Genomic DNA, 25,786 nt, shown 5'->3' with positions numbered 1-25,786 from the left:
TGATATGACCGAACTTTCCGGAAATCTTGTGCTTCCAAATACAATTGTAAGCGGAAGCATACATTTTGAAACCAGAATTCAGAATATTACACCTACCCAACATGAAACGGACCGCTATATTCTCCCTGGTTTTATCGACGGACACATCCACGGGGGCGACGGCGCAGATACAATGGATGGTGTAAAAGCCATTCATACCCTTAGCCGGTTTCATGCTCGGCATGGCACAACAACATTATTGCCAACAACCATCACCAGCCCTTGGCCGGATGTTATCAACACATTGCATGCTATTGCTGAAGTTACTGGGCAACAAATTCCAGATGGCCCGATGATACATGGCGCACATCTGGAAGGACCTTTTGTCAGCCCCCATAAACTCGGGGCTCAGCCGCCTTTTAATATCGCACCAACATCAGACAAGGTTTCAGAAGTTCTCGCCACAAACTGTGTGCGTGTTGTGACACTGGCACCAGAGCTTCCTCATGCACAAACTGCCATGAAAAGTTTTGCCAAAGCCGGCGTGCGCGTAAGCCTTGGCCATACCGTTGCCAATTATGAGCAAGCGCATCAGGCTATTTGTCATATTTGCAAATCTGGTGGTGTGGCTGGCGGCACGCATCTCTTTAACGCGATGCCCCCCATTGAAAGCAGACGCCCCGGCCCAGTTACCGCCTTAATGTGCAGCGATGCCTATGCCGAAATGATTTTTGATACACACCATATCCATCCAGCAACATTTCAACTGGCTCAACGCGTTATGCCAGATCGGCTTGTTTTTGTAACCGATGCCATGCGTGCTGCTGGTTTGCCAGATGGGCCAAGCCAACTTGGCGGGCAGGACGTAATTGTAGAGAATGGAACAGCACGCTTGCCAAATGGTAGCCTTGCAGGAAGCGTGCTGACATTAGATGTTGCCCTACGCAATGCCGTAAATACCGGAACATCATTGCACGAAGCTGTAGCACTTTTAACGCGCAACCCAGCAAACTATCTAGGGCTGCACGACCGCGGCATATTGGAAGCCGGAAAACGTGCTGATTTTGTTATAATGGATTCCAACCTGCATGTGCAGGAAGTATGGGTAAGTGGCCAGCGTATTTATTAAAAAAGACGGGAAGATTTTTTGTGTTTCTTCCCGTCTTATACGCAAGGTTTACTCTGAAAGTTGCAGAACGCTTTCCACGCCTTTGCGTGTGCCCAGCACTGCAGCTTTTTCTTTTGCCGTAAGCTTGTGCTCAACCTCAGAAACTGTTTGAGATTCTGAAAGTTTTACCAAACCCACGAGCTGATCCGCATTGATGGGATCTCCCGCTTTACGCTCTGGCGGCAGCATAGCCATATGCGCCTGTGCCAGCCCCACATCTGCCCGCAAAGCCCGCAAAGCATCTTCTGGAAGATCTGGGGTTTCATCACTTTCGCGGTCTTGCTCTACCTTTTTAAGAACATCCGGCATATTGGTTTCTTCTGGCACCAAAAGAAGGCCAGCTTTGCGAAAATCCAAGCCAACATTACGGCTGCTGGTAAACGCCACCAGAGGAATAGAAAAAACCAGCCCCAGCAAAACAGGTGTCATCCAGAAGAAAAGAGAGGGAGACACAACCCATGCTCCGGCCCCTAACAACACACCAAAAATGGTAAAACGCCCATACTGACGGACAATATCCATAAATGGCACACCGCCATCATCTCGTCGCTGTGCGTTCCAACCGGAATCATGGCCAGTGAGAATGGAGAATACACCGAGTGTTTGAATCAGCATAGCTATTGGTGCAATCAAACCACCAATCAGCGTTTCCACTAATATGGAACCTGCCGCACGTATGGCTCCGCCACACCCTTTGCAGTTTTCCCTATCCAGCAACAACGCGATATACGCGAGAAGTTTTGGTGCTAGCAGCACAATCATGGTGCCGATAAACACGTACTTCGCCTGCACAGGATCAACATGCGGCCAGTGTGGATAAAGAAGTTTTGTTTCCCCAAAATATTCTGGCCGCTCAAAATGTGCCTGAAGGGAAATTAAAATACCAGTCAGCAAAAACACGAGCCACAAAGGCGATGTTACATAAGCCCCGATGCCAACAACCATGTGCATCCGGCTGACCCAATGCAGCCCCTTTGTTGGCAGAACCTTGACGTGCTGCAAATTGCCTTGGCACCAACGCCTATCGCGAATGGCAACATCGGTAAGGGAAGGAGGACTTTCCTCGTAAGAGCCATCAAGAGCTGGCACCATATGAATGGCCCAACCCCCGCGGCGCATTAAGGCAGCTTCTACAAAGTCATGGCTCAGAATATGCCCACCAAAAGGTGGCTTACCCGGCACATGCGGCATACCTGCCTGTTCGGCAAAAGCGCGAGTGCGAATAATGGCATTATGGCCCCAGTAATTTCCCTCCGAGCCATGCCACCATGCAATACCGTACGCAATAACAGGCCCGTACACACGGCCCGCAAACTGTTGCAAACGCGCAAAAAGCGTTGTGCCACCAGTAATAACCGGAAGTGTCTGTATAAGACCCACACCAGGGTTACGCTCCATTGCTGCGGCCATACGCACCAACGTGGCGCCAGACATAACGGAGTCTGCATCCAACGTAACCATGTGGTCATATGCTCCGCCAAAGCGGCGCACCCATTCCCCCAGATTACCAGCCTTACGCTCTACATTGTTATGGCGGCGGCGGTAAAAGATATGATCATATCCGCCAGTTTCTTCACGCAGCGCCAGGAAGGCTGCTTCTTCCTCTACCCACACATCCGGGTTTGTGGTGTCTGAGAGAATAAAGAAATCGAAGGCAGCCAGTTCTCCCGTTTCCTGCAAACTATCGTAAATAGCTTTCAACCCCGCCATAACACGGCGAGGAGGCTCATTATACGTAGGCAGCAGAACAGCATTCCGCCGTGTAAGCTGCGGCAGCGGGCCAGACTTGCTGATACCTAGCCCAAGGCCACCATGCGCAACCAGAGAACAAAACCCGGCAACAGAAGATGTAAATGCCAGTGCAATCCACATAAATAGAGCAATAAACAGCAGCAGCATGATCACACCCAAGGTGGAAACACCTGCTTCATCCATTACTTTATGCGTGCGCCATGCCCCGTAGGCCGTCAGCAACAATGCTGATCCAATAACAGCCAACCGACGCAGCACGATATTCCGCGGAGAGGTAATAGGCGTGCGGCCACGCCCTGCCATATTGGGTGCAGCATGAAAATCCTGCACCGGCATATCCAACGGAGATTCTGAAGGGAGAGCACGAAACATTTGTGTAGAATCCGGCATGCTTACGGCGTCCATCGGTACAGCCACTGTTCAGACACTGGGCCCGTATCGGTTTCTAGGGCACAGCTTAAATCCGCCACCTTGGCATCACCTGGCACAAACTCAAATGTTGTGCGCCAGCCGTTGATTTCCGGATTTGGCTCTACAACAACATTACGAATTGTGCCCGCAGATGCTTGCGGAGAAACGTGGAAGTGCGTGTCTTTTGGCAGATGCTCAAAAGGTGCGCCCACAAAATCTATGGCAAAGAAACGAGCGGTCTTATCATCCACCACAGCACCTACACGTGTGGCACCAATACGCGCCAACGGAGTGGGGAAAGGTGCATCCCACCCCCAGTACATACGGTAGGTGAAGCTGTATTCCTTACCTGCCTGCAAAGGCTCCTTGGGCCGCCAGAAGGCAACAATATTATCGTTTACTTCATTGGGTGTGGGAATTTCCACCAGATCTACCCAGCCAGAACCCCAGTCTCCAATAGGCTCAATCCACAAGGAGGGGCGCTTTTCATAATGCAAGGCCAGATCTTCATAATCACGAAAAGAACGTCTGCGCTGCATCAGGCCGAAACCGCGCGGAGAGGTATCAGAAAATGTTGAAAACTGAAGATCAAGCGGGTTGCGCAATGGGCGATAAAGCTGTTGGTCCGCTCCTGTCCACATTTGCAAAGCTTCGCTATCATGTGCAGCGGGGCGCCAGTCATCAATGTGGTTGCGATCGTTGCCATCAAAATAAAACATGCCCGTAAGGGGCGCGATGCCAGATTGTTCTATCTTGGTGCGTGGGAATAATGTGGACTGCACATCAAACACTGTGCTGTCACCCGGGCGGATGGTAAAACGAAACGCCCCTGTAAGAGATGGGCTATCTAACAGCGCATGTATAACAACAGACTGCACGCCCGGCTGAGGTTTTTCCAACCAGAAGGCGCGAAAAAGAGCAAATTCCTCGCCTTTAGGATCACCCGTGCCATCAGCAAAGCCACGTGCAGAAAGCCCATAAATCTGGTCTTTCCCTACTGCACGAAAATACGATGCCCCAAGGAAAACACAGAACTCTTCCATTACACCCGGGGTGTTAATGGGGGCACGTAGCCGCAAACCTGCAAAACCCAGATTATCTTCTACCCGCAAAGAAGGATCTGCATATGTAAACAAATCTGGAGAATAGGGAACGGCTGCTGCCTGCCCATTCTGCACTTCGTAAATTTCGATCCGCGGCTTGTATAAAAAACCACGCGGATAAAATTCCACATCAAAACCCAAATTATCGCCAGCCCACAAAGCACGATCTGGACGGTAGGCAATGCTCCGGAATTGATCAAAATTCAGGTTTGAGAGTGCCTTTGGTAACGTTTGATCTGGCCCCTTGTAAGGTCCATTTGCCAGCCTGCGAGCAATCTGCGCAACTGTGTTATCATCAAATGCACCAGTAGCATTTGTTAGCCCTTCGGCATGTGCCCGCCCAATGGCACCTCCTACCAGCGAAGCCAGGGTAGCACCTGCCCCTGCCTTGATTACATCACGTCGCTGCACATTTGCTGACACGTCTGTCTCCCGCTCTTTTGCTAAATTTTATGGGATGGTTGTTTCATTGTTCTGAATAGACCCATCTCATTCTGGTGAGGTTTTTTGTGGGCACGCAGACAATAAATTTTCCAATTCCGCTATATCAGAACGAGCAGCCTGTGCGGCTTTATCTGCAATCTGCCGATACAGCGTGACAACAGTTTTACCTGTGGGCGTAAGAAAAGCCCCACCGCCACCGCCGGGCCGCGTGATAACCAGAGGTTCCTTAAAAAGCTGGTTCAGATTATCTACCAACAGCCATGTACGACGGTAAGACATGCCCATGGCGCGCCCCGCCGCTGAAATGGAGCCTGTTTCTTCCAACTTTTCCAGAAGATGTATCTTGCCATGCCCCAATGCAGGCTTACCATCTGCATCTAGCCGCAATGTCAGTCTTACTCGTGCCGTCATGCCTACCCACTTTTCCAGTTATCAGCCTTTGAGTTGAATAACTGTATAAGGAAAAAACGGAAATTCTATATGACTCCCAGCGCAGATACCACTTGGCGTTCCATGACACCAGATGATCTTGCCGGTGTTATGACATTAACTGCCCGCGTTCATCCCGATTACATGGAAGATCTGGTCGTTTTTGAAGAACGCCTAAAACTTGCGCCTGATGGCTGCTTTTCTCTTGTGCGGGGGAAAGAAGTGCTTGGCTATCTAATAAGCCACCCATGGCAAGGCCTTGTTTCCCCGCCATTAAACACCTTGCTGCATACCCTGCCTCATAAGGCAGATAGTTGGTATATTCATGATCTTGCCTTATCCCCAACAGTAAGGGGACAAGGGTTTGCGCAACAGGCTTTGCTATTGGCCGAACAGGCTGCGCGCAGGCAAAACCTGCATACTCTTTTACTTACATCTACCTGCCACGCCATTGGCTTTTGGCAAAAAGCGGGCTTTACGGATGCGCCTACCAATAAAGCAGAACAGGCGGTGCTGGCATCTTATGATGCGCAAGCCCGCCTGCTCTATCGCGCTATAAGCTAGAAAACTTTAGTCACCTTCGTGGTGTTCTGGTGCCACCATCATAGCCTCGGCAACAACACCTGCGTGTTCACGCACGCGGCGTTCGATATCCGCGGCCATTTCTGGGTGATCACGCAAGAACTGCTTGGCATTTTCACGCCCCTGCCCAATGCGCTGGCTATCGTATGAAAACCATGAGCCAGATTTTTCAACAACTCCGGCTTTTACGCCAAGATCAATCAGCTCACCAACCTTGCTGATGCCTTCGCCGTACATGATATCAAATTCTACCTGACGGAAAGGTGGCGCCATCTTGTTTTTAACAACCTTTACGCGCGTCTGGTTACCTGTCACCTCATCCTTGTCCTTGATAGACCCGATGCGGCGAATATCCATACGCACAGAAGAATAGAACTTCAGGGCATTACCACCCGTGGTTGTTTCCGGATTACCAAACATCACACCAATTTTTAGGCGGATCTGGTTCAGGAAAATCATCAGGGTATTGGAGCGCGCCACCGTACCCGTAAGCTTACGCAAAGCCTGGCTCATCAAACGCGCATGAAGGCCAACATGGCTATCGCCCATATCTCCTTCCAGTTCTGCGCGCGGCACCAGGGCTGCAACACTATCTACCACCAAAACGTCAATAGCGCCGGATCGCACGAGTGTATCTGCAATTTCCAACGCCTGTTCACCTGCATCTGGCTGGCTGATCAGCAGGTTATCTACATCCACGCCCAGCTTTTTGGCATAACCGGGGTCCAACGCATGCTCGGCATCAATAAAAGCACAAGTGCCACCACGCTTTTGTGCTTCTGCAATGGCATGCAGCGCAAGCGTGGTTTTACCAGAGCTTTCTGGCCCGTAAATTTCCACCACACGGCCACGGGGCAACCCACCAATACCCAGCGCAATATCCAGCCCAAGGGAACCAGTAGGAATAACATCTGCCTCTACCTTGGGACGCTGCCCCAAGCGCATGACAGAACCTTTGCCAAAAGCACGTTCAATCTGTCCCAGCGCGCCTTCCAGAGCCTTTGCCTTATCCATTTTTACCATTCCCTTCCTGTGGGCCGGACTGCCAGATGTACGTAAGGCCCTTGAATGTGCATAACGCACCATGCACGAAAGATTATGCGTTCAATTCCTGCCATAAAGCCCCTACGGCAGCAACGAATGTACCGGGTAACCGCTTTATGGAAACTTTTTGCTCATGTTGCGATCTCTACCTGTTCTATTAAGAACAAATTGGCAACTTTTCAAGATGGCAGCATAAAATTCATCTGCCATCTTTTAAGATTCTGAAAATTATCAGCTCTTTTTTCCATGATCGGAAGAGAGAGCCAGCCCGAACCCTCTGGGGTCAGTCCAACCAAAGCATTTGCTGCCATCCCCCGGCAAACCGGCTGGGCAGGACACAAAATTGGCGCGCCCCACACCGTTGGTCACCTGTGGTCTGCTTCCCGCTATTGCTGCCTGCAAGGCAACGGCTGCCGTATCTGCCGCCACATTCTGCCCAGATGCCGTGGCCGCAGCCTGAAACTGGTTACCCCGGTGCGCAATAGCAACAGGCAGAAGCGGCAAAGGTTTCCGCACGGGGGAAGCCCCCAACATAATGCCTGTAGACCCAGCAATACGCCCGGTACCAAACAGATTGTTCATGGTGAATGCACAGCTTACAGATTCACCCTGTCTATCCGTCACCACAAAAGATGTAGAAGCAGGCAAGGCAGGCAGAACCGAGCCAGCAGGAATGTGGCCAGAATTCAGAAGAGCCTGTGCATCTGCAATACTGGTAGCAGCTCCTTTTGCACCCTGCCGCGCACGCCAACCTGATACAGCCGTTTCTGCCCTTACGCGGCCGCCATTCTGCCCCACATTGGAAAGATACGCCGCAGCCATACCAAACCCACCATCTGCGGGTGGCGGCAGAAAGCTGATATCAATGCCATCAACACGCGCTGTAAGCGGCTGAGCCGCCACAGGAATAGCTGCGCGCAAATCCAGCGTTGTCAGCCCTGCACCAGCAACACGCGCAGCCTCTGCAAATGTCTGGCCCAGTGCGCCGGCGTAAAGATCGCCCACACCAGCAATACGCATCCGCTCCAGTGCACCCGCCAGACGTGTCTGCACCATCACGTCATCTGCTACCAATACGTTGCCGTTGGCATTGCCAAAAATGGCACGGGTTTTTTCATCTGCCAGCAAAGGTGCCTGTACAGCAGCAAGGTCAGACGCCAACAACCCGCCCACCGGCACACCACGAGAGGCCAGATTACGCGCGGGCAACAACAGATCAGCAAAATCCACACTGCCGTAACGCAGCTGCATTAAATACAGGCCGCGCGCCAGCATGGGAGCAGAAGCGGGACGATCCGCCCCGGCGTCATTCAACCCAGCTCTGGGCAGAAATACAAAGGCCTGCCCGGCGCTTTCACCCGGCTTCCATGCCAGACATGCACCACCGCCCCCCAAAGAGGCTCGGGAAGGCAGCGTAACAGAAAGGGCCAACCCAAGAGCAGCCGCAGCATCTGCTGCGTTGCCCCCTTTAGCCAGAACATCGCGCCCAACCAGAACGGCCTGCGGTTCATCCGCCACAACCTCTCCCACAAATCCTGTTTCCACAGGTTGTGCAATATGACTGCCAGAACTACAGGCTGGCAGAACAGAGGTAAGAGCAAGAGCCAAAGCCCCCGCACGCTTGCGAGAACCAGAAAGCACGGTTTTAAACCGCGTAAAACGGGGGATAATAGAACGGGCGGCCACGCCTTGCTTTCTCCACTACTGGGCCCGTCCGGCGGGCAGTCGTCTGGATGGTATCCCTCTGGATTAACCTGCTTTACGGCGGGCAGCAACAGCCCAACCTTGCCGTAATGACCGCACGTGCCATACCATTCCAGTTTATGGACAAGGACACCATGCAGAATCTGAAATCTTTCTTCCGCCTTACAGTAAGCGCTGGCGCATTGGCCACCGCTCTGTTTTGTGCGGACTCCGCGCCTGTACGTGCAGCAGATAGCAGCTTTACACCAGCCCAGCGGGCCGAAATTGTAAACATCATGCGCAACGCCCTGAAAACCGACCCCACTATTCTGTCGGATGCGATTGCCTCCCTGCAAAACCAAGCCGCAGCGCAGAAAAATGCCTCTGCGCTAGACTTGGTACGCCATAACAAACCGCTTTTTGGCGGAAGTTCTACTGATGTGGTGCTGGGGAACCCACAAGGCTCCCTGAATGTGGTGGAGTTTTATGATCCACGCTGCCCTTACTGCCGCAAGGTTCTGGATGATCTGGATGCGCTTGTTGCCGCAGAACCAGACCTAAGGCTGGTGGAAAAGGTTATTCCTGTACTGGGGACTAATAGCACACTGGATGCGCAGGCCATTATGGCCGCCGGCCTACAGGGCAAGTACATTCCATTCCAAAAAATCCTGATGGCGGATTCTTCTGCCCCCGGCATGGATCGAATCCGGAATGCAGCGCATCAGGCTGGGCTGGATACAGACAAGCTGGTGAAGGATATGAAAAGCTCAGCCGTTACCACCGCGCTGGCAAAAAATGTTGCTCTGGCCCGCTCCATCAATCTGGAAGGAACGCCCACCTTCATTATTGGGGATCAGGCAATCATTCCCGGTGCAGTTTCTCTGTCTGAACTTAAAGCTGCTGTGGATAAGCTGAAAAGCAGCCACTAAACCTGTTATGGCGGGTGCAGGGTTCAACCTCACCCGCCATAATGGTTTTTCTTACGCGGCGGAACAGGCGGCCTGGCGTGCGGGCATAATGCCTTCTTCACGCAGGAGCACACTCAGCGCGTTAATCAGATCATCCATCATCTCATCCGTATGGAACGGCCCCGGGGTTAGGCGCAGGCGTTCCGTGCCCTGCGGCACAGTTGGATAATTGATGGGTGTTGCGTAATGCCCATATTCCGTCAGCAAGCGGCGGCAGATGCGTTTGCAACGCTCTGCATCCCCAATAGGAATGGGCACAATGTGGCTGGGTGTCATGGTGAATGGCACACCCGCAGCCCGCAGCCGATGGCGGAATGTGTTCACACGTTCAAAAATAGACTCGCGCCGCCAGTTTTCCGCGCGCACCTTGCGCACGCTGGCAAGCGCCCCCGCTACAACCGGTGGCGGCAAAGCAGTGGTGAAAATAAAACCAGAAGCTGTAGAGCGCAGGAAATCTACAATTTCAGCAGAAGCCGTAATGTAACCGCCATGCACACCAAAGCCCTTGGCCAGTGTGCCTTCGATAATATCAACCTGATCGGCCACACCATCGCGCTGGGAAACGCCACCACCTTCCTGACCGTACAGGCCGACAGCATGCACTTCGTCCAGATAAGTCAGTGCATTATATTTACGAGCAAGCGCGCAGGTTCCGGCAATATCGGAAATATCACCGTCCATGGAATAAACGCTCTCAAACGCAATCAGCTTGGGGGCATCTTTTGGCGCGGCGGCCAGTTTTTCTTCCAGATCTTTCAGGTCATTATGTTCATAAATGACTGTCTGAGATCCGCGCGCACCTTTAATACCCGCAATCATGGACGCATGGTTCAGCCGGTCTGAAAAACAGATCCAACCTGGCATGGATGTCAGAATGGTTTGCAGGCTGGCCTGATTGGAAACATAGCCAGAAATAAACAGCAGCCCGGCTTCTTTACCATGCAGGGAAGCAAGTTCTGCTTCTAGCTGTGTATGCAGCGGGCTTGTGCCGGCAATATTACGCGTACCGCCTGCGCCAGCTCCGTGCTCCCGAATAGCGGCGATAGCAGCGTCCTGCACCTCCGGCACAACGCCCATGCCCAGATAGTCATTAGTTGACCATACAATAACTTCACGCCCTTGCGGCAGATCGCGCACAGCCTCTTCATACAAAGGAAAACGCTCTGCCTGACGCGCCAATGGCGTAAAGGTTCTGTAACGCCCCTGATGTTTGATCTGATCTAGCGCCTCATGGCAGTGATCATAAAAAGGATGGCGGGCGTTTTTTATCGCTCCCACGCTAACTTTCTCCTCGCTTCTCGTCAGAAACGGTCGGGGCATGGCGCGTACCCATCGGCCGTCTGGCCTGTGTGTTCACACGTTTGTGTATATAGTGCTGCTTTACCGCACATACACCCGCACAACCGGTTTCGTCACGGAAGAATCCGGCATAGCGGACATTTCCACCTGCGCCTCTGATGCTCCAGCATTAATCATTTCCTGCAACACAGCACGGCCATCACCCTGCACCAAGTTCATCAGGGAAGATTGTTCCGCATCTGCATTGGCCTGTGGCGGCACAAGACATCTGACAACAAACAGAACATCAGGTTTGCGGCTAAGGGCAAGGCGCGTAATCTGATCAACCGGAGCTTCCCATTGCGATGCAGGGGTGCCGGCAGCCAGTTCAATCAACGGTGGCACAGGTGGCGGCCCCGGTGGCGGTGGCGGAATGTACGGCTTGGGTGCCACGCCTGCGTTTGGGTTGAAGGTTTTTTGATCAACCAGCTTGCAGCCTGTCATGCCAACCAGCACGCACCCCGCAACAACGACACGGAGAAAAGACCCTTTTTCTGTAACTCGGGAAACGGGCAGCATAACAGGACAGTTCTCCACCAGAACGTATAATGGCAATTCAATATGGCTTTACGGGGCCATTTTTATTTCTTTCGCGCTCTCCTGCACCGGGTGCAAGCCCTTTGGGTGTTTTCATACCCTTTTCAGCAGCAAAAATTCGTTCCACACTCTCTTTCCAATGGCACAGGCCACACTCATAGAGCATCCATTTGCTTCCCCTGCAGCAGCCCTACCTGCGCAGGATACCGTTGTGCTGCGCCTATGTGCAGCAGCCCGTTTACTGCTTGGTAAAACCAGAAATTCTGCGCATCTGGCGTTGCTGCAAACACTTTGCCTTCCTGTTACGGCACTGTGGTGCCGCATACTGCGTTTTGATCCAGCACACCCTGATTGGCCCGACCGAGACAGATTTGTTGTGCCTTCCGCTACCTTGCATCCGTTATTGCAGGCCATGTTGCACCTTAGCGGCACTTATGCGTTTTCCGAGTCCCCTTTGGAATATGGCATCCACCCGGGCGTAGAAACCGCCCCCGGCCCTGCTGGGCAAGGCATTGCAGCCGCAGCTGGTATGGCTCTTGCAGAACACCTGCTGGCAAAACGCTATGGCCGCTCATTGGTCAACCACCGCACATGGGTGCTTGCGCGTGATGGAGATCTGGCAACAGGCGTTGCCATGGAGGCCGCGCAGCTTGCCGGGCGTTTTGGGCTGACCCAACTTGCCGTTCTGGTTAGCCCCACACCCGGGGCAGATAGAACAGAGTTTTCAAACTCTTTGGCACGTTTCAGCGCATCCGGGTGGAGTATCCGCAAAGTGGACGCATCACAATTAAGCGCCATCAACGGCGCTTTAGCTGCCACCATGCGAGCTAAAAAACCAACGCTTATTGCTTGCATGCCCCCTGAAAGCCCACAAACCTTTCACCCCCAACCCAGCCTATCCCCAGAAGAAGAGCTTACTGGCCCCTGGAGCCCAACTGCCAGACGCGGCGCCACAACATACCGTTCTTGGCTAAAACGGCTGGCCAGACACCGCCAACGCACCGCCTTTGAGCGTGAAACGGCCAACACATTCCCCAGCCTGTTGATGGAAGACTGGAGCCGGCTTTGCCGCCGTGCCATGCAACTCACACATCAGGCCTCCACCCAGCAAGCGGCCATTACCAGCCTGCATACGCTTTCCGCTCTTTTACCGGAACTGACAGTCTTAACGGCTACATCTGCGTTGCCGCGCACATCTGCCGCAGCACACATCCAACCAGACTGGCCATGTAATATTCAGGAACATGGCATGGCCGGAATGTTAAATGGCATGTCCTTGCATGGTGGTATTTTGCCCTGTGGCATTGCCAGCATGATTACGGTGGACCGTATGCGTGCGGCACTCCGCATGGCCGCACTCATGCGCCAAAAAATTATCTACCTTTTAACAGATGATGGGCTGGCTCTCAGCCATGATGGGGCAAGCTGGCAACCAGTTGAACAACTTGCCAGCCTACGCGCCATGCCTCATCTGGCCGTTTTTCGGCCAGCAAACGCACAGGAAGCCTTTGCTTGCTGGAAGGCGGCCATCCGTTGGCAGTCTGGCCCTGCTGTTATCATGCTATGCCCCACCCCGCCCGAACATTCCTACGCTGTGCCCATGCAGGGTTCTGCTGCTCGTGGGGGATATATTTTGCATGGCAGCAGCTCGCGGCACGTTACCCTTATGGCCTCTGGCCCAGAGGTAAGTATTGCGTTGGAAACAGAACAGCTTTTGCGCCAACACGGCGTACAGGCTGCGGTGGTTTCCATTCCCTGTTGGGAAGTCTTTTCCAATCAACCCGAAGCTTACAAAACAGCCATTCTGGGCACGGATGTGCTGCGCGTGGGGATTGAGGCTGCATCAGGTTTCGGATGGGAACGCTGGCTGGGTAGCCAAGGATTTTTCGTTGGTATGGATGATTTTGGCGTATCCGCACCTGCCAACGCGGTGTATGAACGTTTTGGCATTACTGCCGGAGCGATTTGTGCGCGGGTTTTAAAACACTTGCGCGCATCCGGCGCCATAGAAGAAAGGTTCCTTCAGGCGCCATCACCTACCTCCCGCCGGCAAGAGCGGGAGCCGTTGTAACAATAAGAAGATCGCACAAGATCACAGAACGACAGAACGGAGAAAGAAAACCATGGCAGTCAAAATCGCTATCAATGGCTTCGGACGCATCGGCCGCCTTGTGCTGCGCGGCATTATTGAGAGCGGACGCACCGATGTTGTGCCGGTAGCTATCAATGATCTGGGCAGCGTAGAAGCCAATGCCCATCTGCTAAGCTATGACAGCGTGCATGGTCGCCTGCCTGCTGATATTCGGGTGGATGGCAACAAGATTATTGTCACCACCAACGGCCGCACATGGGACCCCATTACCGTTTCTGCGGAACGTGATCCCTCCAAAGTGCCTTTCCAGGGCGTTGATGTGGCCATGGAATGCACAGGCCTGTTTACCTCCAAGGAAAAAGCCCAGCCTCTGCTTGCGGCTGGCGCCCGCAAGGTCATTATTTCCGCACCCGCAACAGATGTAGATGCCACCATTGTTTACGGCGTGAACCAGGATGTGCTGACGCCGGACATGACCGTGATCTCCAACGCATCCTGCACCACCAACTGTCTGGCCCCAATGGCCAAGGTGCTGGAAGACGCATTTGGGATTGAACGTGGCTATATGGTCACCATCCATTCCTACACAGGTGACCAGCGCACGGTGGACACCCTGCACAAGGATCTGCGCCGCGCCCGCGCTGCTGGCCTGAACATGATCCCGACTTCCACTGGTGCAGCCCGCGCTGTTGGGTTGGTTCTGCCGCAGCTTAAAGGCAAGCTGGATGGCACCGCCATTCGTGTTCCCACCGCCAATGTTTCCATCGTTTCTCTGGACTTTGTGCCCAAAAACGCGCCAACTTCGGTTGAAGATGTCAACAATGCCATCAAGGCCGTTGTAGACTCCGGCAAGATGAAAAACGCTCTGGCTTATTCTGATGCCCCGCTCGTCAGCTCTGATTTCAACCATGCGCTGGCATCTTCAACATTCGATGCAACTCAGACAGCGTTGGTAGATGGCGGCAAGCTTGTTCGTGTCTGCTCTTGGTACGATAACGAATGGGGCTTCTCCAACCGCATGTCTGATACAGCCGCCCTGTTCGGGAGCCTGTAATGGCGGAACTTCCCTTCAGCACGCTGGATACGCTTGACCCCAAGGGCAAACGTATTCTGCTGCGTGTAGACCTGAACGTCCCCATGAAAGACGGGAAGGTAACGGACGAAACGCGTATTGAACGTGTTGTGCCCACCATTCGTGAACTGGCTGAAAAAGGCGGGCGGGTTATCCTGCTCAGCCATTTTGACCGGCCAAAAGGCAAGGTGGTGCCGGACATGTCGCTCCAGCCCATAGCTACGGCTCTGGCCACAGCTTTGGGGCGGCCCGTCAGCTTTGCGCATGATTGCATCGGCCCGGATGCAGAGGCTGCTGCGCGCTCCATGCAGGATGGAGACATCCTGCTGCTGGAAAACACACGTTTCCAGCCGGGAGAAGAAAAGAACGATGCAGGCTTGTCCGCTGCCCTCGCCAGCCTTGGCGATGTGTATGTGAATGATGCCTTTTCTGCCGCCCATCGGGCACACGCTTCTACTGCCGGTGTTGCAGCCCATCTGCCATCTTATGGTGGCCGGTTGATGCAGGCGGAACTGGAAGCCCTGTATGCTGCGCTGGAAAACCCGGAGCGGCCCGTAGGGGCTATTGTGGGCGGCGCAAAAATTTCCACCAAACTTCAGCTACTTGAAAACATGCTGGCGAAGGTGGACATGCTGGCTATTGGCGGTGCCATGGCCAACACGTTTCTGGCCGCCAAGGGCCTACAGGTTGGCAAATCCCTGATCGAGAAAGACATGCTGGATACAGCACGTACGATTATGGAACAGGCCCAAGCCAAAAAATGCGATCTCATTCTTCCCGTAGATGTCGTGATTTCGGAAGATTTTATTGCAGGGGCCCCCACTCAGGTTGTGCCCGCAACGGCTATTCCTGATGGCTGGATGGCGCTGGACGTTGGCCCAGAAACAGTAAAGTTGCTGCAAAGCAAGCTTGCAGGCCTAAAAACGCTGGTCTGGAATGGGCCTTTGGGCGTGTTTGAGCTGCCACCGTTTGATGAAGGCACCAATGCTGTTGCTCAGGCTGCTGCCCAGCTCACGCAGGAAGGCAAACTGAAAACCGTAGCCGGTGGTGGGGATACTGTTTCCGCCCTCCGCCATGCAGGTGTGCTGCATAAGATGTCTTATGTTTCCACCGCAGGTGGGGCTTTTCTGGAATGGCTGGAAGGCAAGATCCTACCCGGCCTAACGGCTATCAGCACCACACTGGAAAAAACCCTGCCAATCTAAGGTAAGGTTTTATAAAGTTTTAGAACATGGCTTTGTTTTAAAGCTTATTCTTGCAAAACCACTTCAGATTTTAATGTCTGAAGTGGTTTTTTTATGCCTTCACTTGCGGGCGCGGGTGGCCATACATCTGCATCAGCCCAACGCCTGCCATTACAATGCCCCCACCAATAAGAGTACGCACATTTGGCACTTCTCTCACCAATACAAATGCCAACAGAAGCGTTGTGGGAGAGAGTAAATACAGCAGCCCAGAAGAACGGGCGACCCCCACCTGCCCCACCACATGCGCCCAAGCGCCATACCCCAAAATAGATGGAAATATGCCCAGCACGCCAACCAATGCCCAAGCCTGCCAACCATTATGCGTATTTATGGCGCTAGGGAGCCACGGCAAAAGCAGGCCAGCACCAATTAGCAAAATATAGGCTGTGGTCACTAATGCTCCATAGCGCGTTACCAAAGGCCGTTGGAGCAGATAGTAGGTTGCAGAGCATAAAGCTGCTGCCAGCATAACCGTAGTGCCAGAACCAAAACCAAGGCCGCCGGGCTGCCCACTGCCAATAATCACCACACCAGTAAAACTGATAAGAGAACCTAACCAGCCCCATAGTGTCAGACGTTCATTTAAGAACAGAACGGCGGCAATAGCAGCTAAAAAAGGAGCTGTATTCAATAATAGACTGGCCGCACCGGCAGAAACTGTCTGCTCACCTGTATTAAAAAGGATATTGTAAAGCGCAATGCCAATGCCGCCACATGCCAAAAAGCGTGGGATATCCTTTAGCCGTGGCAACTGTGGGCGCTTTACGCACAACCAGCATACAACAAGGCACGCAGCCACCATATAACGTGCGGCAGCTAACGAAACAGGTGCAAAAAAAGGCAGTGCTAGCCGCACAACAGGATACGCACAGGCCCATGAAAGCAATGCGGCAACAACGGCCAGAACAGGCACAGGTTTATGAGGAACCATGTGATATCATGGCCTTATCATCAAAAAGGATTGTGGAAGCCGTAATTTTTTGCAGCGCTTATTCGCGCCGCAAAACCTGATCTGTCAGAAAAGAAGATAGCTTATTTGCTACAAACTCTTCTTTTAAAGCGTGCTCATCATATTCATTCCGCACCCACTCAAGAAAAGGCATGCGGCCTTCTCCTTCTGCCTGATAGTGCAGAAAAAAAGCATCCAAAATACCTGTGCGAGAGCTACGGAAGTGTCCGTATTTCCAAGACAGTTCCTTAAGCGCCTGCTGGGCAGACCCGCCCTCAAACAGCACAACCAAGCCAGATGCCAAGCCGGCGCGGTCTGCGCCCGATTTACAATGCATCAGTATTGGAAAATCTAGCTTTTGGTACATATCTGCAAACCGCAGAATTCTGTCCTTATGGGGGGCGCCACGGCTTTCAAACGCCATATCTACATGGTGCAAACCAAGGCCGCGTGCAGCATCGCGGGAAAGAGCATCAGACCCGCATTTTCTATGCCCACGCAAGTTCACCAGCGTACGCAAGCCCAACCGCCCCATGGCTCTTTTCAAACGCGCAGGAGTGGGGTGGTTACACCGATATACTTTGCCAGGAATAACTGCGTGAAAGTTGGTCCACATCAAGCGGAAAATAGCGTGATCTACAAACAGGCTGTCAGTCCAGGCCCGCGCGCGGCCAGATGATGAAGAAAGATGGCCGTCAAACACGAAAAACCTCACTACCAAACAGATCGTCTTCTAGCAGGTTTCATGTTCCACCTTCCTTTGCTGCCGTCAATGCAGAAGGCGCGGAAGAAGGTATATCTCTGCTTACGTTACAAAAAACCCGGCAAGGCAAAGCCATACCGGGTTTTTTTACGTCTACTTTCTGGAAAAACGAAAAATCAGACTTTCCGTTCCAGTTGCAGTTCCTTAATGCGCCCAATGGCCTTGGCTGGGTTCAGACCCTTCGGGCATGTCTGGGTGCAGTTCATGATGGTGCGGCACGCATACAGTTTGAAGGTATCTTCCAACCCATCCAAACGGTCACCCGTATGTTCATCGCGGCTATCGGCAATCCAGCGATAAGCAGCCAGAAGAACGGCTGGGCCTAAATACTTGTCACCATTCCACCAATAGGATGGGCAAGAGGTTGTGCAGCAGAAGCACAGAATGCATTCCCACATCCCATCCAACTTGGCGCGTTCCTCAATGCTCTGCTTCCGTTCGGAATCCGGCGGAGGGGCGCTGTCTGCCTGCATCCAAGGCTGGATGGAACGCAACTGCGCATAAGCACCATCCAGATTGGAAACCAGATCTTTTACAATTGGCATATGCGGCAGCGGATAGATGCGCACATCGCCCTTGATATCCTTGATGGGCTTAAGGCACGCAAGCGTGTTTTCCCCATCAATATTCATGGCGCAGGACCCACAAATCCCTTCACGGCAGGAACGCCGGAATGTCAGCGTAGGATCTACTTCGTTCTTGATATGGATAATGGCATCCAGCACCATTGGCCCGATGGTATCCAGATCAAGTTCGTAGCTATCAATAACCGGGTTTTTATCATCATCCGGAGTCCAACGGTAAATCCGGAATGTTCTGACATTTTTTGCACCGGCTGGTGCGGGAAAGGTTTTACCTTTCCCGATCGTGCTGTTGCGCGGCAGTCTGAGTTCAACCATGTTCGCCTCCCTTTATCGCCCGTTCGTTCCGATAACTCAGTAAACGCGCTTTTTGGGTGGGAAGACCTGCACATCATCGGTCAGGGTCTTCATATGCACCGGACGGTAGGTTAGCTTCACGCCACCTTTATCATCCAGCCACGATACGGAATGCTTGAGCCATTCCTTGTCATCACGGTTAGGATAATCATCCCGCGCGTGCGCCCCACGGCTTTCATGCCGCGCAAGGCCACTTTCCAGCGTGACAGTAGCGTTCGCCAGCAGGTTTTCAAACTCCAGCGCTTCCATCAGATCGCTGTTCCAGATCAGAGAGGAATCTGACACAGAGATATCGCTCACGCCGTTCCAGATATCGCGAATCTTGTCCACGCCTTCCTGTAGGCTTTCTTGCGTGCGGAACACAGCCGCATGTGTTTGCATATCACGCTGTAAACGCTCACGCAGGGCGGAAACCTTGGTGCCACCCTTGGCATAACGCAGCCGATCCAGACGATCCAGCGCAGCTTCACCCGCACCGGCAGGCAGCGGACGGGTAAAGTCTGTTGGTTTTACCACTTCCGCAGCACGGCGAGAGGCAGCACGGCCAAATACGATAAGATCCAGCAGAGAGTTTGTGCCCAGACGGTTTGCACCATGCACGGAAACACAAGCGGCTTCACCCACGGCCATCAGCCCCGGCACAACGGCATCCGGGTTATCTGGGGTTGGGCGCACCACTTCACCATGAATATTGGTGGGGATACCACCCATATTATAATGCACGGTTGGCAGAACCGGCACAGGTTCTTTGGTAACATCCACACCCGCAAAAATACGTGCCGTTTCAATAATACCCGGCAGACGCTGGTGCAGAAGATCAGAGCCAAGATGCTCAAGGTGCATCATGATGTGATCTTTTTTCGGGCCACAGCCACGGCCTTCCTTGATCTCAATCGTCATGGCGCGGGAAACCACATCACGCGATGCCAGATCTTTGGCCGTTGGCGCATAACGCTCCATAAAGCGTTCGCCTTCGGAATTGGTCAGATAACCACCTTCACCACGGCAACCTTCCGTCAGCAGGCAGCCTGCCGGGTAGATACCAGTGGGGTGGAACTGCACAAATTCCATATCCTGCGTTGGAATACCCGCACGCATGGCCATACCGTTACCATCACCCGTACAGGTATGGGCAGAGGTGCAGGACTGGTACGCACGACCATAACCGCCAGTGGCCAGCACAACCATCTTGGCGTTAAAGCGATGGATTGTGCCATCATCCTGGCACCAAGCCATTACGCCGCGGCATTCACCTTCCTCATCCATGATAAGGTCGATGGCAAAATATTCGACAAAAAATTCAACATTGTGCTTCAGGCACTGCTGATACAGCGTATGCAAAATGGCGTGGCCGGTACGGTCGGCAGCAGCACAAGCACGTGGCACAGGGGCCTTGCCGTAATCGCTCATATGCCCGCCGAAGGGGCGCTGATAAATCTTGCCATCTTCCGTGCGGGAGAACGGCACACCAAAGTGCTCCAGCTCGCGCACAGCAGGTACGGCCTCACGGCACATAAACTCAATTGCGTCCTGATCGCCCAGCCAGTCAGACCCCTTTACGGTGTCATACATATGCCAGCGCCAGTTATCTTCGGCCATATTACCCAGAGAAGCCCCGATGCCCCCCTGAGCAGCCACAGTATGGCTACGTGTTGGAAAAACCTTGGTAACACAGGCAGTGCTTAGCCCTGCTGCGCCCATTCCCAACGTTGCACGCAGGCCCGAACCACCTGCTCCCACAACCACAACATCATAAGCGTGATCAACAATTCGGTAAGCTCCCCGTGACGGAGAGGTATTGGCGTTCATCGTGACGGCGCTCCCATTGCGTTCGGCCTGTCAGTCTTTTCAGGTTCGTGCCACAGCGCTTCAGGCTTTGGGGCGCTGGCGGCACAGGCTCTTGATTCTATAAGGCGGTGGCCCGGCTTATTTGGCGCTACTGCCGCGCACAAACAGCTTGATAACGGCAATTACGCCCAGCAGCCCCAACAGGGAGGTGCCAATCTTAACAAGCAGGCGGGTCGGCAGATGTGCCTTGCCATGCACGTAATCATCCACAATCACCTGAAGCCCAAGCTGGGCATGGTAAAAGGTGGTGATGATCAGGGCGATCAGCATGGTGGCATTTACGGGCTTACCGCCCCATTTCACCACTTCTGCATGATCTGCGCCGCCCAGGCGGAACATTTGCACCACAAACCACGTTGAAAGCGGAAGCAGGGAAGCCGCCGTTACACGCTCGGCCCACCAGTGGCCCACACCGGAATGCCCGGCCCCAAGCCCGCGTGCCCGCCCAAGCTGGGAGCGCATGACTTCAATATGAGGAGCAGAAGCATTCATGTCAGGATACCTTTCCTGCTTTGGCGCGGCTGCGTTTGCGACAAATGGAAACAGCCAAAAGGCCAGCCGCCAAAACAGTGCTGACACCAGCGGTAACACCCACGGCTACCGGGCCATCCTTGTTAACTTCCTTTTTGTCGTACCGGTAACCGCTATCCCAGATCAGATGGCGGATACCACCAACCGTGTGGTAAATAACAGATGCCAGCCAGCCAACTAGCACAAGCTGCCCAAGCGGGTTGCCCGTAACCTTGCGCGCTGTGGCAAAGGCTTTTGGCCCTTTGGCCGCGGCCCCAAGCCAGAACACACCCAGTGTTGCACCTGCTGTTGCGATAACGCCCGTAATACGGTTCATAATGGAAAGAACCATGGAAAGGCGATAACGGTAGACCTGTAAATGCGGCGACATGGGCCGCTGAATAAGTCTGCCGTCACTTCGGCTCCCTACATAGAGGGCCTTACGGATATCCTGCATTGTCTGCCTCGTACCCCGTCTCTATCCCGTAGCGCCGGCTGGATCCGGCGTTTGCATCGTTTTTGTCCTACGCCCCACCCCTCTGGCCGGTCAATTGAACAGACCAACACGAGGCCGAGAGGGGCGGGATTCTCACTCAACCGTGTCTGGGCAGGAGATCGAGAGCAATCATGGTTTCGGCAATCTGCACCGCGTTCAAAGCCGCACCTTTCCGCAGATTATCGGACACGCACCAGAACGCGAGGCCATTGGGAACTGTCGGATCGACACGAAGGCGTGAAACGTAGGTTGCGTCTTCCCCCACCGAGTCAATCGGAGTCACGTAGCCACCATCTTCGCGCTTATCCAGCACCACAACGCCTTCTGCTTCACGCAGGGCTTCATAGGCGCGCTTGATATCAACGGGCTCTTCAAACTCAGCCACAACAGCTTCAGAATGGCCAATAAACACAGGCACACGCACACAGGTGGCAATAACTTCTACATCCGGGTCGAGAATTTTCTTGGTCTCGACTCGCATCTTCCATTCTTCCTTGGTCGCACCGTCATCCATGAAACGGTCGATCTGCGGAATGCAGTTGAAGGCGATCTGCTTCTGAAACTGTTCAATCTTGGGCGGATCATTCACAAAGGTGCCACGCGTCTGAGCAAACAGCTCATCCATGCCATCCTTACCTGCGCCAGAAACCGCCTGATAGGTGGACACCACAACCCGCTTGAGGGTGAACAGATCATGCAGGGGCTTAAGTGCCACCACCATCTGAATGGTAGAGCAGTTGGGGTTGGCAATAATGTTGCGCTTGATCTGCTTAAGGGCGTTTGGGTTTACTTCTGGCACCACCAACGGCACATCCGGATCCATACGGAAGTGAGAGGTGTTGTCGATCACCACACATCCGGCTTTGGCGGCAATGGGTGCATATTTTGCAGACACAGACCCACCGGGAGAAAACAGGCCAACATCCCAACCGGTGAAATCAAATGTTTCAAGGTTCTGCACTTTCAGAACCCGATCTCCAAACGAAACTTCCCGCCCGGTAGAACGGGGTGAGGCCAGAGCCACAATTTCATCTACCGGAAATTCCCGCTCGGCCAGTGTTTTGAGGATTTCACGCCCCACGGCTCCAGTCGCGCCTACAACAGCAACCCGATATCCCATAATCCACCTGCTTTTGATCTTGTATATATGTCGGCCATATATATGGCCTGATGGCGGCAGACCCTAGACCATTACGCAACCAAATGGAATTGCCCGCCATGGGCATCTGCCCCGGTGATTGCACGCCCCGCAGCTTTTTTCTGCCCCAAAAACCTTGATACCCACCCGAAACAGAAACCCGCTGCCGTGGTTAACCGTTTAAACGCACGACATACGGAACACGGGATGTGCCAGCGTTAAACAAAAATACAACAAATTACTTGAACACCATGACCACGTTTTTGATACACATCATTGCAGCACCCCTACGCGCCGTAGTGTCATGATTTTCGTGCCTCAGGCAGGATGCAAAACCTGTTCTGACCTTTGCCCAACTTTTACAACAGAGTTTGGAACAGACCGTGACACTTAAAATTGCAATTCTGAAGGAAACGGCAGCCGATGAAAGACGGGTTGCCATGATTCCCTCAGTCGCCCAGCGCATTGCCAAACTTGGAGCCTCACTGGTTCTGGAACAAGGCGGAGGGGCCGCAGCAACCTATACGGATGCAGCATACACACAGGCTGGCGTTGCCACAGAAGCAGATCAGCAAAAACTTCTGGGAGATGCAGATATTGTGCTGGCTGTGCAGCCGCCCTGCGTGGAGGCAGTAAAAAAAATGAAACCCGGCAGTTTGCTGGTGTCTTTCATTTACGCCAAAACCCAGCCTGATCTGGTAAAGGCTTTGCGCGATAGCAAGATTACCACATTTGCCATGGAGCTTATTCCACGCATCAGCCGGGCACAGGCTATGGATGCTCTTTCCAGCCAAGCCGCGTTAGCCGGATATTATGCTCCGTTACTGGGCTGCGTGCATATGCAAAAAATCCTACCCATGATGACAACAGCCGTTGGCTCGCTCCGGGCGGCACGCGTGTTGGTTATGGGGTTGGGTGTGGCCGGGTTACAGGCATTGGCAACAGCACACCGACTTGGCGCAGTTTGCGAAGGCTATGACGTGCGCCCCGAAACAAAAGAAGAAGCAGAATCTGTGGGCGCACGCTTTGTCGATACCGGCGTGGATGCCCGCGGCGCTGGTGGGTATGCACGTGAACTAACACCCGAAGAAAAAACAAAAGTGCGTGCTGCACTCAGCCAACATATCGCACAGGCAGATTTAATTATCACCACAGCGGCTGTTCCCGGAAAACACGCTCCACGCCTGATTGAGGCAGACCAGTTGGCCGCCATGAAGGAGGGATCTGTTGTGGTGGATATGGGTGCCCCCAATGGCGGCAATTGTGAAGGCACAAAAGCAGGAGAAATTATAAAAATTGGGCCCGTTACATTGGTGGGGCCAACAAACCTGCCATCCTGCCTGGCAGCACAGGCAAGTGAGCTTTATGCCAAGAATATCTACAACCTTTTAGAACAGGTTGTGCATGATGGTGTGCTGAAACCTGATTTTACGGATGATGTCATTAAAGGCACCACTCTTACGCATGATGGTGCAATAACTAATGATGCCATCAAACAGTTTATCGAAAGTGTGCCCGTGGAGAAAGCATCATGATTACCGCAACATCCATGACCTTTATTATCGCTTTATACATTTTCATGCTGGCCGCCTTTACCGGCTATGTGGTGATCAGCCGTGTACCATCCATCCTGCATACGCCCCTAATGTCCGGTTCTAACTTCATCCACGGCATTGTGGTTGTGGGTGCGTTGGATGCACTGTTTAACGCAACCAGCATTTCCGGACAGATTATTGGTTTTATTGGGGTTTTTCTAGGCGCAGGCAACGTGATGGGCGGCTATGTGGTAACAGACCGTATGCTTGCCATGTTCCGGCCCAGCCAAAAAACAGCTCCACCCAAAAAGGAACAGCAATAAATGTTTATTGAATACATTGTGGGCCTAAGTGGCCTTATTGCTGCCGGCCTGTTTATTTACGGGCTGAAAGCCATGTCATCCCCCGTTACGGCTGTATCTGGCATTGTTACAGCCGGTTACGGTATGATCTTTGTTATTGCTGCAACTTTTTTAAACCTCTTCAACGTAACAGAAGCCGCAAAACCGCATCTTCTGGTAAATGTGGTATTGGCTGTTCTGGCTCTGGTTTTGGGTTGCGCATGGGCTGGCTGGCGTGGCCGTACCGTGCAAATGACAGCTATGCCGCAGATGGTTGCCATTTTTAATGGTATGGGCGGCGGTTCTGCTGCCTGTTTGGCAGGCGTAGAACTTTTAAGCGATGACCCAACGTCTCCCTTGCACCTCAGCATTACCGTTTTGGGTGCGCTTATCGGGTGCATTTCGCTTACCGGCTCCATTATAGCATGGGCCAAGCTGGACGGGCGAATGAAAAAGCCTGTGCGCTTTACTGGACAGCGTATTTTCAATGCTGGGGTGTTTCTTATTGCCTTGGTATTAGGTGCGCTCACAGTCATGCAGTATAGCACCCCAATGGGGGAACTGCCGCGGGATCTGTTCTTCCTGATGGCTCTGCTGTTTGGCGTGTGCATGACACTGCCAATTGGTGGTGCCGATATGCCGGTTGTTATTTCGCTCTACAACGCCTTCACAGGGCTGGCCGTTGGGCTTGAAGGGTATGTGATGAACAACCCTGCCCTAATGATTGCAGGCATGGTTGTTGGGTCTGCTGGCACGTTGCTGACCGTGTTGATGGCAAAAGCCATGAACCGTTCGCTCACCAACGTATTGTTCAGCAACTTTGGTGATAGCTCAAGTAGCGCCAAAGGACCGCAGGGTGAAATGCAATCTGTTGATCCTGCAGATGCTGCCACCACCATGCGTTATGCCTCCAGTGTCATCATTATTCCCGGTTACGGGCTGGCTGTTGCACAGGCACAACAGAAACTTTACGAATTTGTCAAAATTCTTGTTGTCGATGGTGTGGATGTTAAGTTTGCCATCCACCCTGTGGCTGGCCGTATGCCTGGGCATATGAACGTTCTTTTGGCCGAAGCCGGGGTGCCGTATGACATGATTTATGACATGGATGACATAAATGATAGTTTCGCCACAACGGATGTTGCGCTGGTTATTGGTGCCAACGATGTGGTGAACCCGGAAGCCCTAACAGATAAATCCTCCCCCATTTATGGCATGCCTATTTTGAACGCTTACAAAGCACATCAGGTATTTGTCATTAAACGTGGCACGGGCGTTGGATATTCCGGCGTGCAGAACCCGCTTTTCTTCCAGAAGAACTGCACAATGGTATTTGGAGATGCACAGGCTGTGCTTTCCAAAATGGTTGAAGCTGTCAAAAGTCTTGGCGGCTCCTAAACATGACAAGGGCGAGGCTTA

23 protein-coding genes are annotated in these 25,786 nt (G+C 53.0%); 9 read left to right on the top strand and 14 right to left on the bottom strand.

Annotation, left to right across the window (positions count from 1 at the left end; all coding sequences use genetic code 11):
• Positions 1-4 precede the first annotated feature (4 nt).
• Positions 5-1,108, top strand: a complete 1,104-nt coding sequence (gene nagA / locus ACP7IZ_RS06660; protein ID WP_426848371.1) for an N-acetylglucosamine-6-phosphate deacetylase — start codon at positions 5-7, stop codon at positions 1,106-1,108.
• A 48-nt stretch (positions 1,109-1,156) separates the two neighbouring features.
• Here nagA and mdoH read toward each other — a convergent pair whose 3' ends face one another.
• From mdoH to ACP7IZ_RS06645, 3 genes are all read right to left on the bottom strand, one after another.
• Entirely contained in the window at positions 1,157-3,289 is a 2,133-nt protein-coding gene (gene mdoH / locus ACP7IZ_RS06655) for a glucans biosynthesis glucosyltransferase MdoH (protein ID WP_426848370.1), read from the bottom strand.
• A gap of 2 nt (positions 3,290-3,291) precedes the next feature.
• Positions 3,292-4,836, bottom strand: a complete 1,545-nt coding sequence (locus ACP7IZ_RS06650) for a glucan biosynthesis protein (RefSeq protein WP_426848369.1) — start codon at positions 4,834-4,836, stop codon at positions 3,292-3,294.
• A 66-nt stretch (positions 4,837-4,902) separates the two neighbouring features.
• Complete coding sequence (locus ACP7IZ_RS06645) at positions 4,903-5,268, bottom strand: winged helix-turn-helix domain-containing protein (RefSeq protein WP_426848368.1); 366 nt, start codon at positions 5,266-5,268, stop codon at positions 4,903-4,905.
• A 69-nt stretch (positions 5,269-5,337) separates the two neighbouring features.
• On the opposite strand from ACP7IZ_RS06645, the gene ACP7IZ_RS06640 reads away from it, so the two are divergent.
• Positions 5,338-5,850, top strand: coding sequence for a GNAT family N-acetyltransferase (locus ACP7IZ_RS06640; RefSeq protein ID WP_426848367.1), 513 nt, complete (start codon positions 5,338-5,340; stop codon positions 5,848-5,850).
• A 6-nt stretch (positions 5,851-5,856) separates the two neighbouring features.
• On the opposite strand, the gene recA is transcribed toward ACP7IZ_RS06640, so the two are convergent.
• Positions 5,857-6,882, bottom strand: a complete 1,026-nt coding sequence (gene recA / locus ACP7IZ_RS06635; protein ID WP_269320058.1) for a recombinase RecA — start codon at positions 6,880-6,882, stop codon at positions 5,857-5,859.
• Between the two features lie 261 nt (positions 6,883-7,143).
• Positions 7,144-8,598: a gamma-glutamyltransferase gene (locus tag ACP7IZ_RS06630; RefSeq protein ID WP_063353259.1), complete on the bottom strand. Its 1,455-nt coding sequence runs from the start codon at positions 8,596-8,598 to the stop codon at positions 7,144-7,146.
• A gap of 47 nt (positions 8,599-8,645) precedes the next feature.
• On the opposite strand from ACP7IZ_RS06630, the gene ACP7IZ_RS06625 reads away from it, so the two are divergent.
• Positions 8,646-9,524, top strand: a complete 879-nt coding sequence (locus tag ACP7IZ_RS06625) for a DsbA family protein (RefSeq protein ID WP_426848366.1) — start codon at positions 8,646-8,648, stop codon at positions 9,522-9,524.
• A 51-nt stretch (positions 9,525-9,575) separates the two neighbouring features.
• On the opposite strand, the gene hemA is transcribed toward ACP7IZ_RS06625, so the two are convergent.
• Complete coding sequence (hemA, locus tag ACP7IZ_RS06620; RefSeq protein ID WP_006116631.1) at positions 9,576-10,883, bottom strand: 5-aminolevulinate synthase; 1,308 nt, start codon at positions 10,881-10,883, stop codon at positions 9,576-9,578.
• A 60-nt stretch (positions 10,884-10,943) separates the two neighbouring features.
• On the bottom strand, positions 10,944-11,420 hold the full coding sequence (locus ACP7IZ_RS06615; protein WP_035352952.1) for a hypothetical protein: 477 nt from the start codon (positions 11,418-11,420) through the stop codon (positions 10,944-10,946).
• A 157-nt stretch (positions 11,421-11,577) separates the two neighbouring features.
• Here ACP7IZ_RS06615 and ACP7IZ_RS06610 point away from each other — a divergent pair, with 157 nt between their 5' ends.
• The 3 genes from ACP7IZ_RS06610 to ACP7IZ_RS06600 are packed head-to-tail and all read left to right on the top strand — an operon-like array spanning position 11,578 to position 15,807.
• A complete protein-coding gene (locus tag ACP7IZ_RS06610; RefSeq protein WP_426848365.1) occupies positions 11,578-13,509 on the top strand; it encodes a transketolase-like TK C-terminal-containing protein in 1,932 nt (643 codons plus the stop codon).
• A gap of 52 nt (positions 13,510-13,561) precedes the next feature.
• Complete coding sequence (gap, locus tag ACP7IZ_RS06605; protein ID WP_426848364.1) at positions 13,562-14,584, top strand: type I glyceraldehyde-3-phosphate dehydrogenase; 1,023 nt, start codon at positions 13,562-13,564, stop codon at positions 14,582-14,584.
• On the top strand, positions 14,584-15,807 hold the full coding sequence (locus ACP7IZ_RS06600) for a phosphoglycerate kinase (RefSeq protein WP_006116627.1): 1,224 nt from the start codon (positions 14,584-14,586) through the stop codon (positions 15,805-15,807). Before gap ends, ACP7IZ_RS06600 begins: the two co-directional genes overlap by 1 nt.
• 91 nt (positions 15,808-15,898) lie before the next feature.
• Here ACP7IZ_RS06600 and ACP7IZ_RS06595 read toward each other — a convergent pair whose 3' ends face one another.
• The 7 genes from ACP7IZ_RS06595 to ACP7IZ_RS06565 all read right to left on the bottom strand — a co-directional run bounded on the left by ACP7IZ_RS06595 (position 15,899) and on the right by ACP7IZ_RS06565 (position 22,473).
• A complete protein-coding gene (locus ACP7IZ_RS06595; protein ID WP_426848363.1) occupies positions 15,899-16,780 on the bottom strand; it encodes a DMT family transporter in 882 nt (293 codons plus the stop codon).
• A 58-nt stretch (positions 16,781-16,838) separates the two neighbouring features.
• Complete coding sequence (locus ACP7IZ_RS06590; RefSeq protein ID WP_426848361.1) at positions 16,839-17,501, bottom strand: protein tyrosine phosphatase; 663 nt, start codon at positions 17,499-17,501, stop codon at positions 16,839-16,841.
• Positions 17,502-17,677: 176 nt separating this feature from the next.
• Positions 17,678-18,460, bottom strand: a complete 783-nt coding sequence (locus tag ACP7IZ_RS06585) for a succinate dehydrogenase iron-sulfur subunit (RefSeq protein WP_006116624.1) — start codon at positions 18,458-18,460, stop codon at positions 17,678-17,680.
• 36 nt (positions 18,461-18,496) lie between these two features.
• Positions 18,497-20,308 (bottom strand): succinate dehydrogenase flavoprotein subunit, encoded by a 1,812-nt coding sequence (gene sdhA, locus ACP7IZ_RS06580; RefSeq protein WP_426848360.1) that lies wholly within the window; start codon positions 20,306-20,308, stop codon positions 18,497-18,499.
• A gap of 117 nt (positions 20,309-20,425) precedes the next feature.
• A complete protein-coding gene (sdhD, locus tag ACP7IZ_RS06575) occupies positions 20,426-20,839 on the bottom strand; it encodes a succinate dehydrogenase, hydrophobic membrane anchor protein (RefSeq protein ID WP_426848359.1) in 414 nt (137 codons plus the stop codon).
• 1 nt (position 20,840) lies between these two features.
• Positions 20,841-21,314 carry a succinate dehydrogenase, cytochrome b556 subunit gene (gene sdhC / locus ACP7IZ_RS06570; RefSeq protein WP_006116621.1) on the bottom strand — a complete coding sequence of 158 codons (474 nt, stop codon included), beginning with the start codon at positions 21,312-21,314 and terminating at the stop codon, positions 20,841-20,843.
• A 136-nt stretch (positions 21,315-21,450) separates the two neighbouring features.
• A complete protein-coding gene (locus tag ACP7IZ_RS06565; protein ID WP_006116620.1) occupies positions 21,451-22,473 on the bottom strand; it encodes an aspartate-semialdehyde dehydrogenase in 1,023 nt (340 codons plus the stop codon).
• A gap of 401 nt (positions 22,474-22,874) precedes the next feature.
• On the opposite strand from ACP7IZ_RS06565, the gene ACP7IZ_RS06560 reads away from it, so the two are divergent.
• Genes ACP7IZ_RS06560 through ACP7IZ_RS06550 form a run of 3 tightly spaced genes read left to right on the top strand, consistent with a single transcriptional unit; the run spans position 22,875 to position 25,765 of the window.
• Positions 22,875-24,026, top strand: coding sequence for an NAD(P) transhydrogenase subunit alpha (locus ACP7IZ_RS06560; protein WP_426848358.1), 1,152 nt, complete (start codon positions 22,875-22,877; stop codon positions 24,024-24,026).
• A complete protein-coding gene (locus ACP7IZ_RS06555; protein ID WP_426848357.1) occupies positions 24,023-24,349 on the top strand; it encodes an NAD(P) transhydrogenase subunit alpha in 327 nt (108 codons plus the stop codon). Before ACP7IZ_RS06560 ends, ACP7IZ_RS06555 begins: the two co-directional genes overlap by 4 nt.
• A complete protein-coding gene (locus ACP7IZ_RS06550; RefSeq protein WP_426848356.1) occupies positions 24,350-25,765 on the top strand; it encodes an NAD(P)(+) transhydrogenase (Re/Si-specific) subunit beta in 1,416 nt (471 codons plus the stop codon).
• Positions 25,766-25,786 lie beyond the last annotated feature (21 nt).

Origin of the sequence: Acetobacter sp. AAB5, assembly GCF_050106715.1 — a bacterium.
Lineage (GTDB): Bacteria > Pseudomonadota > Alphaproteobacteria > Acetobacterales > Acetobacteraceae > Acetobacter > Acetobacter oryzifermentans.
Note: the sequence above shows the minus strand (reverse complement) of the source record. Positions and strands in the feature narration are given on the sequence as shown.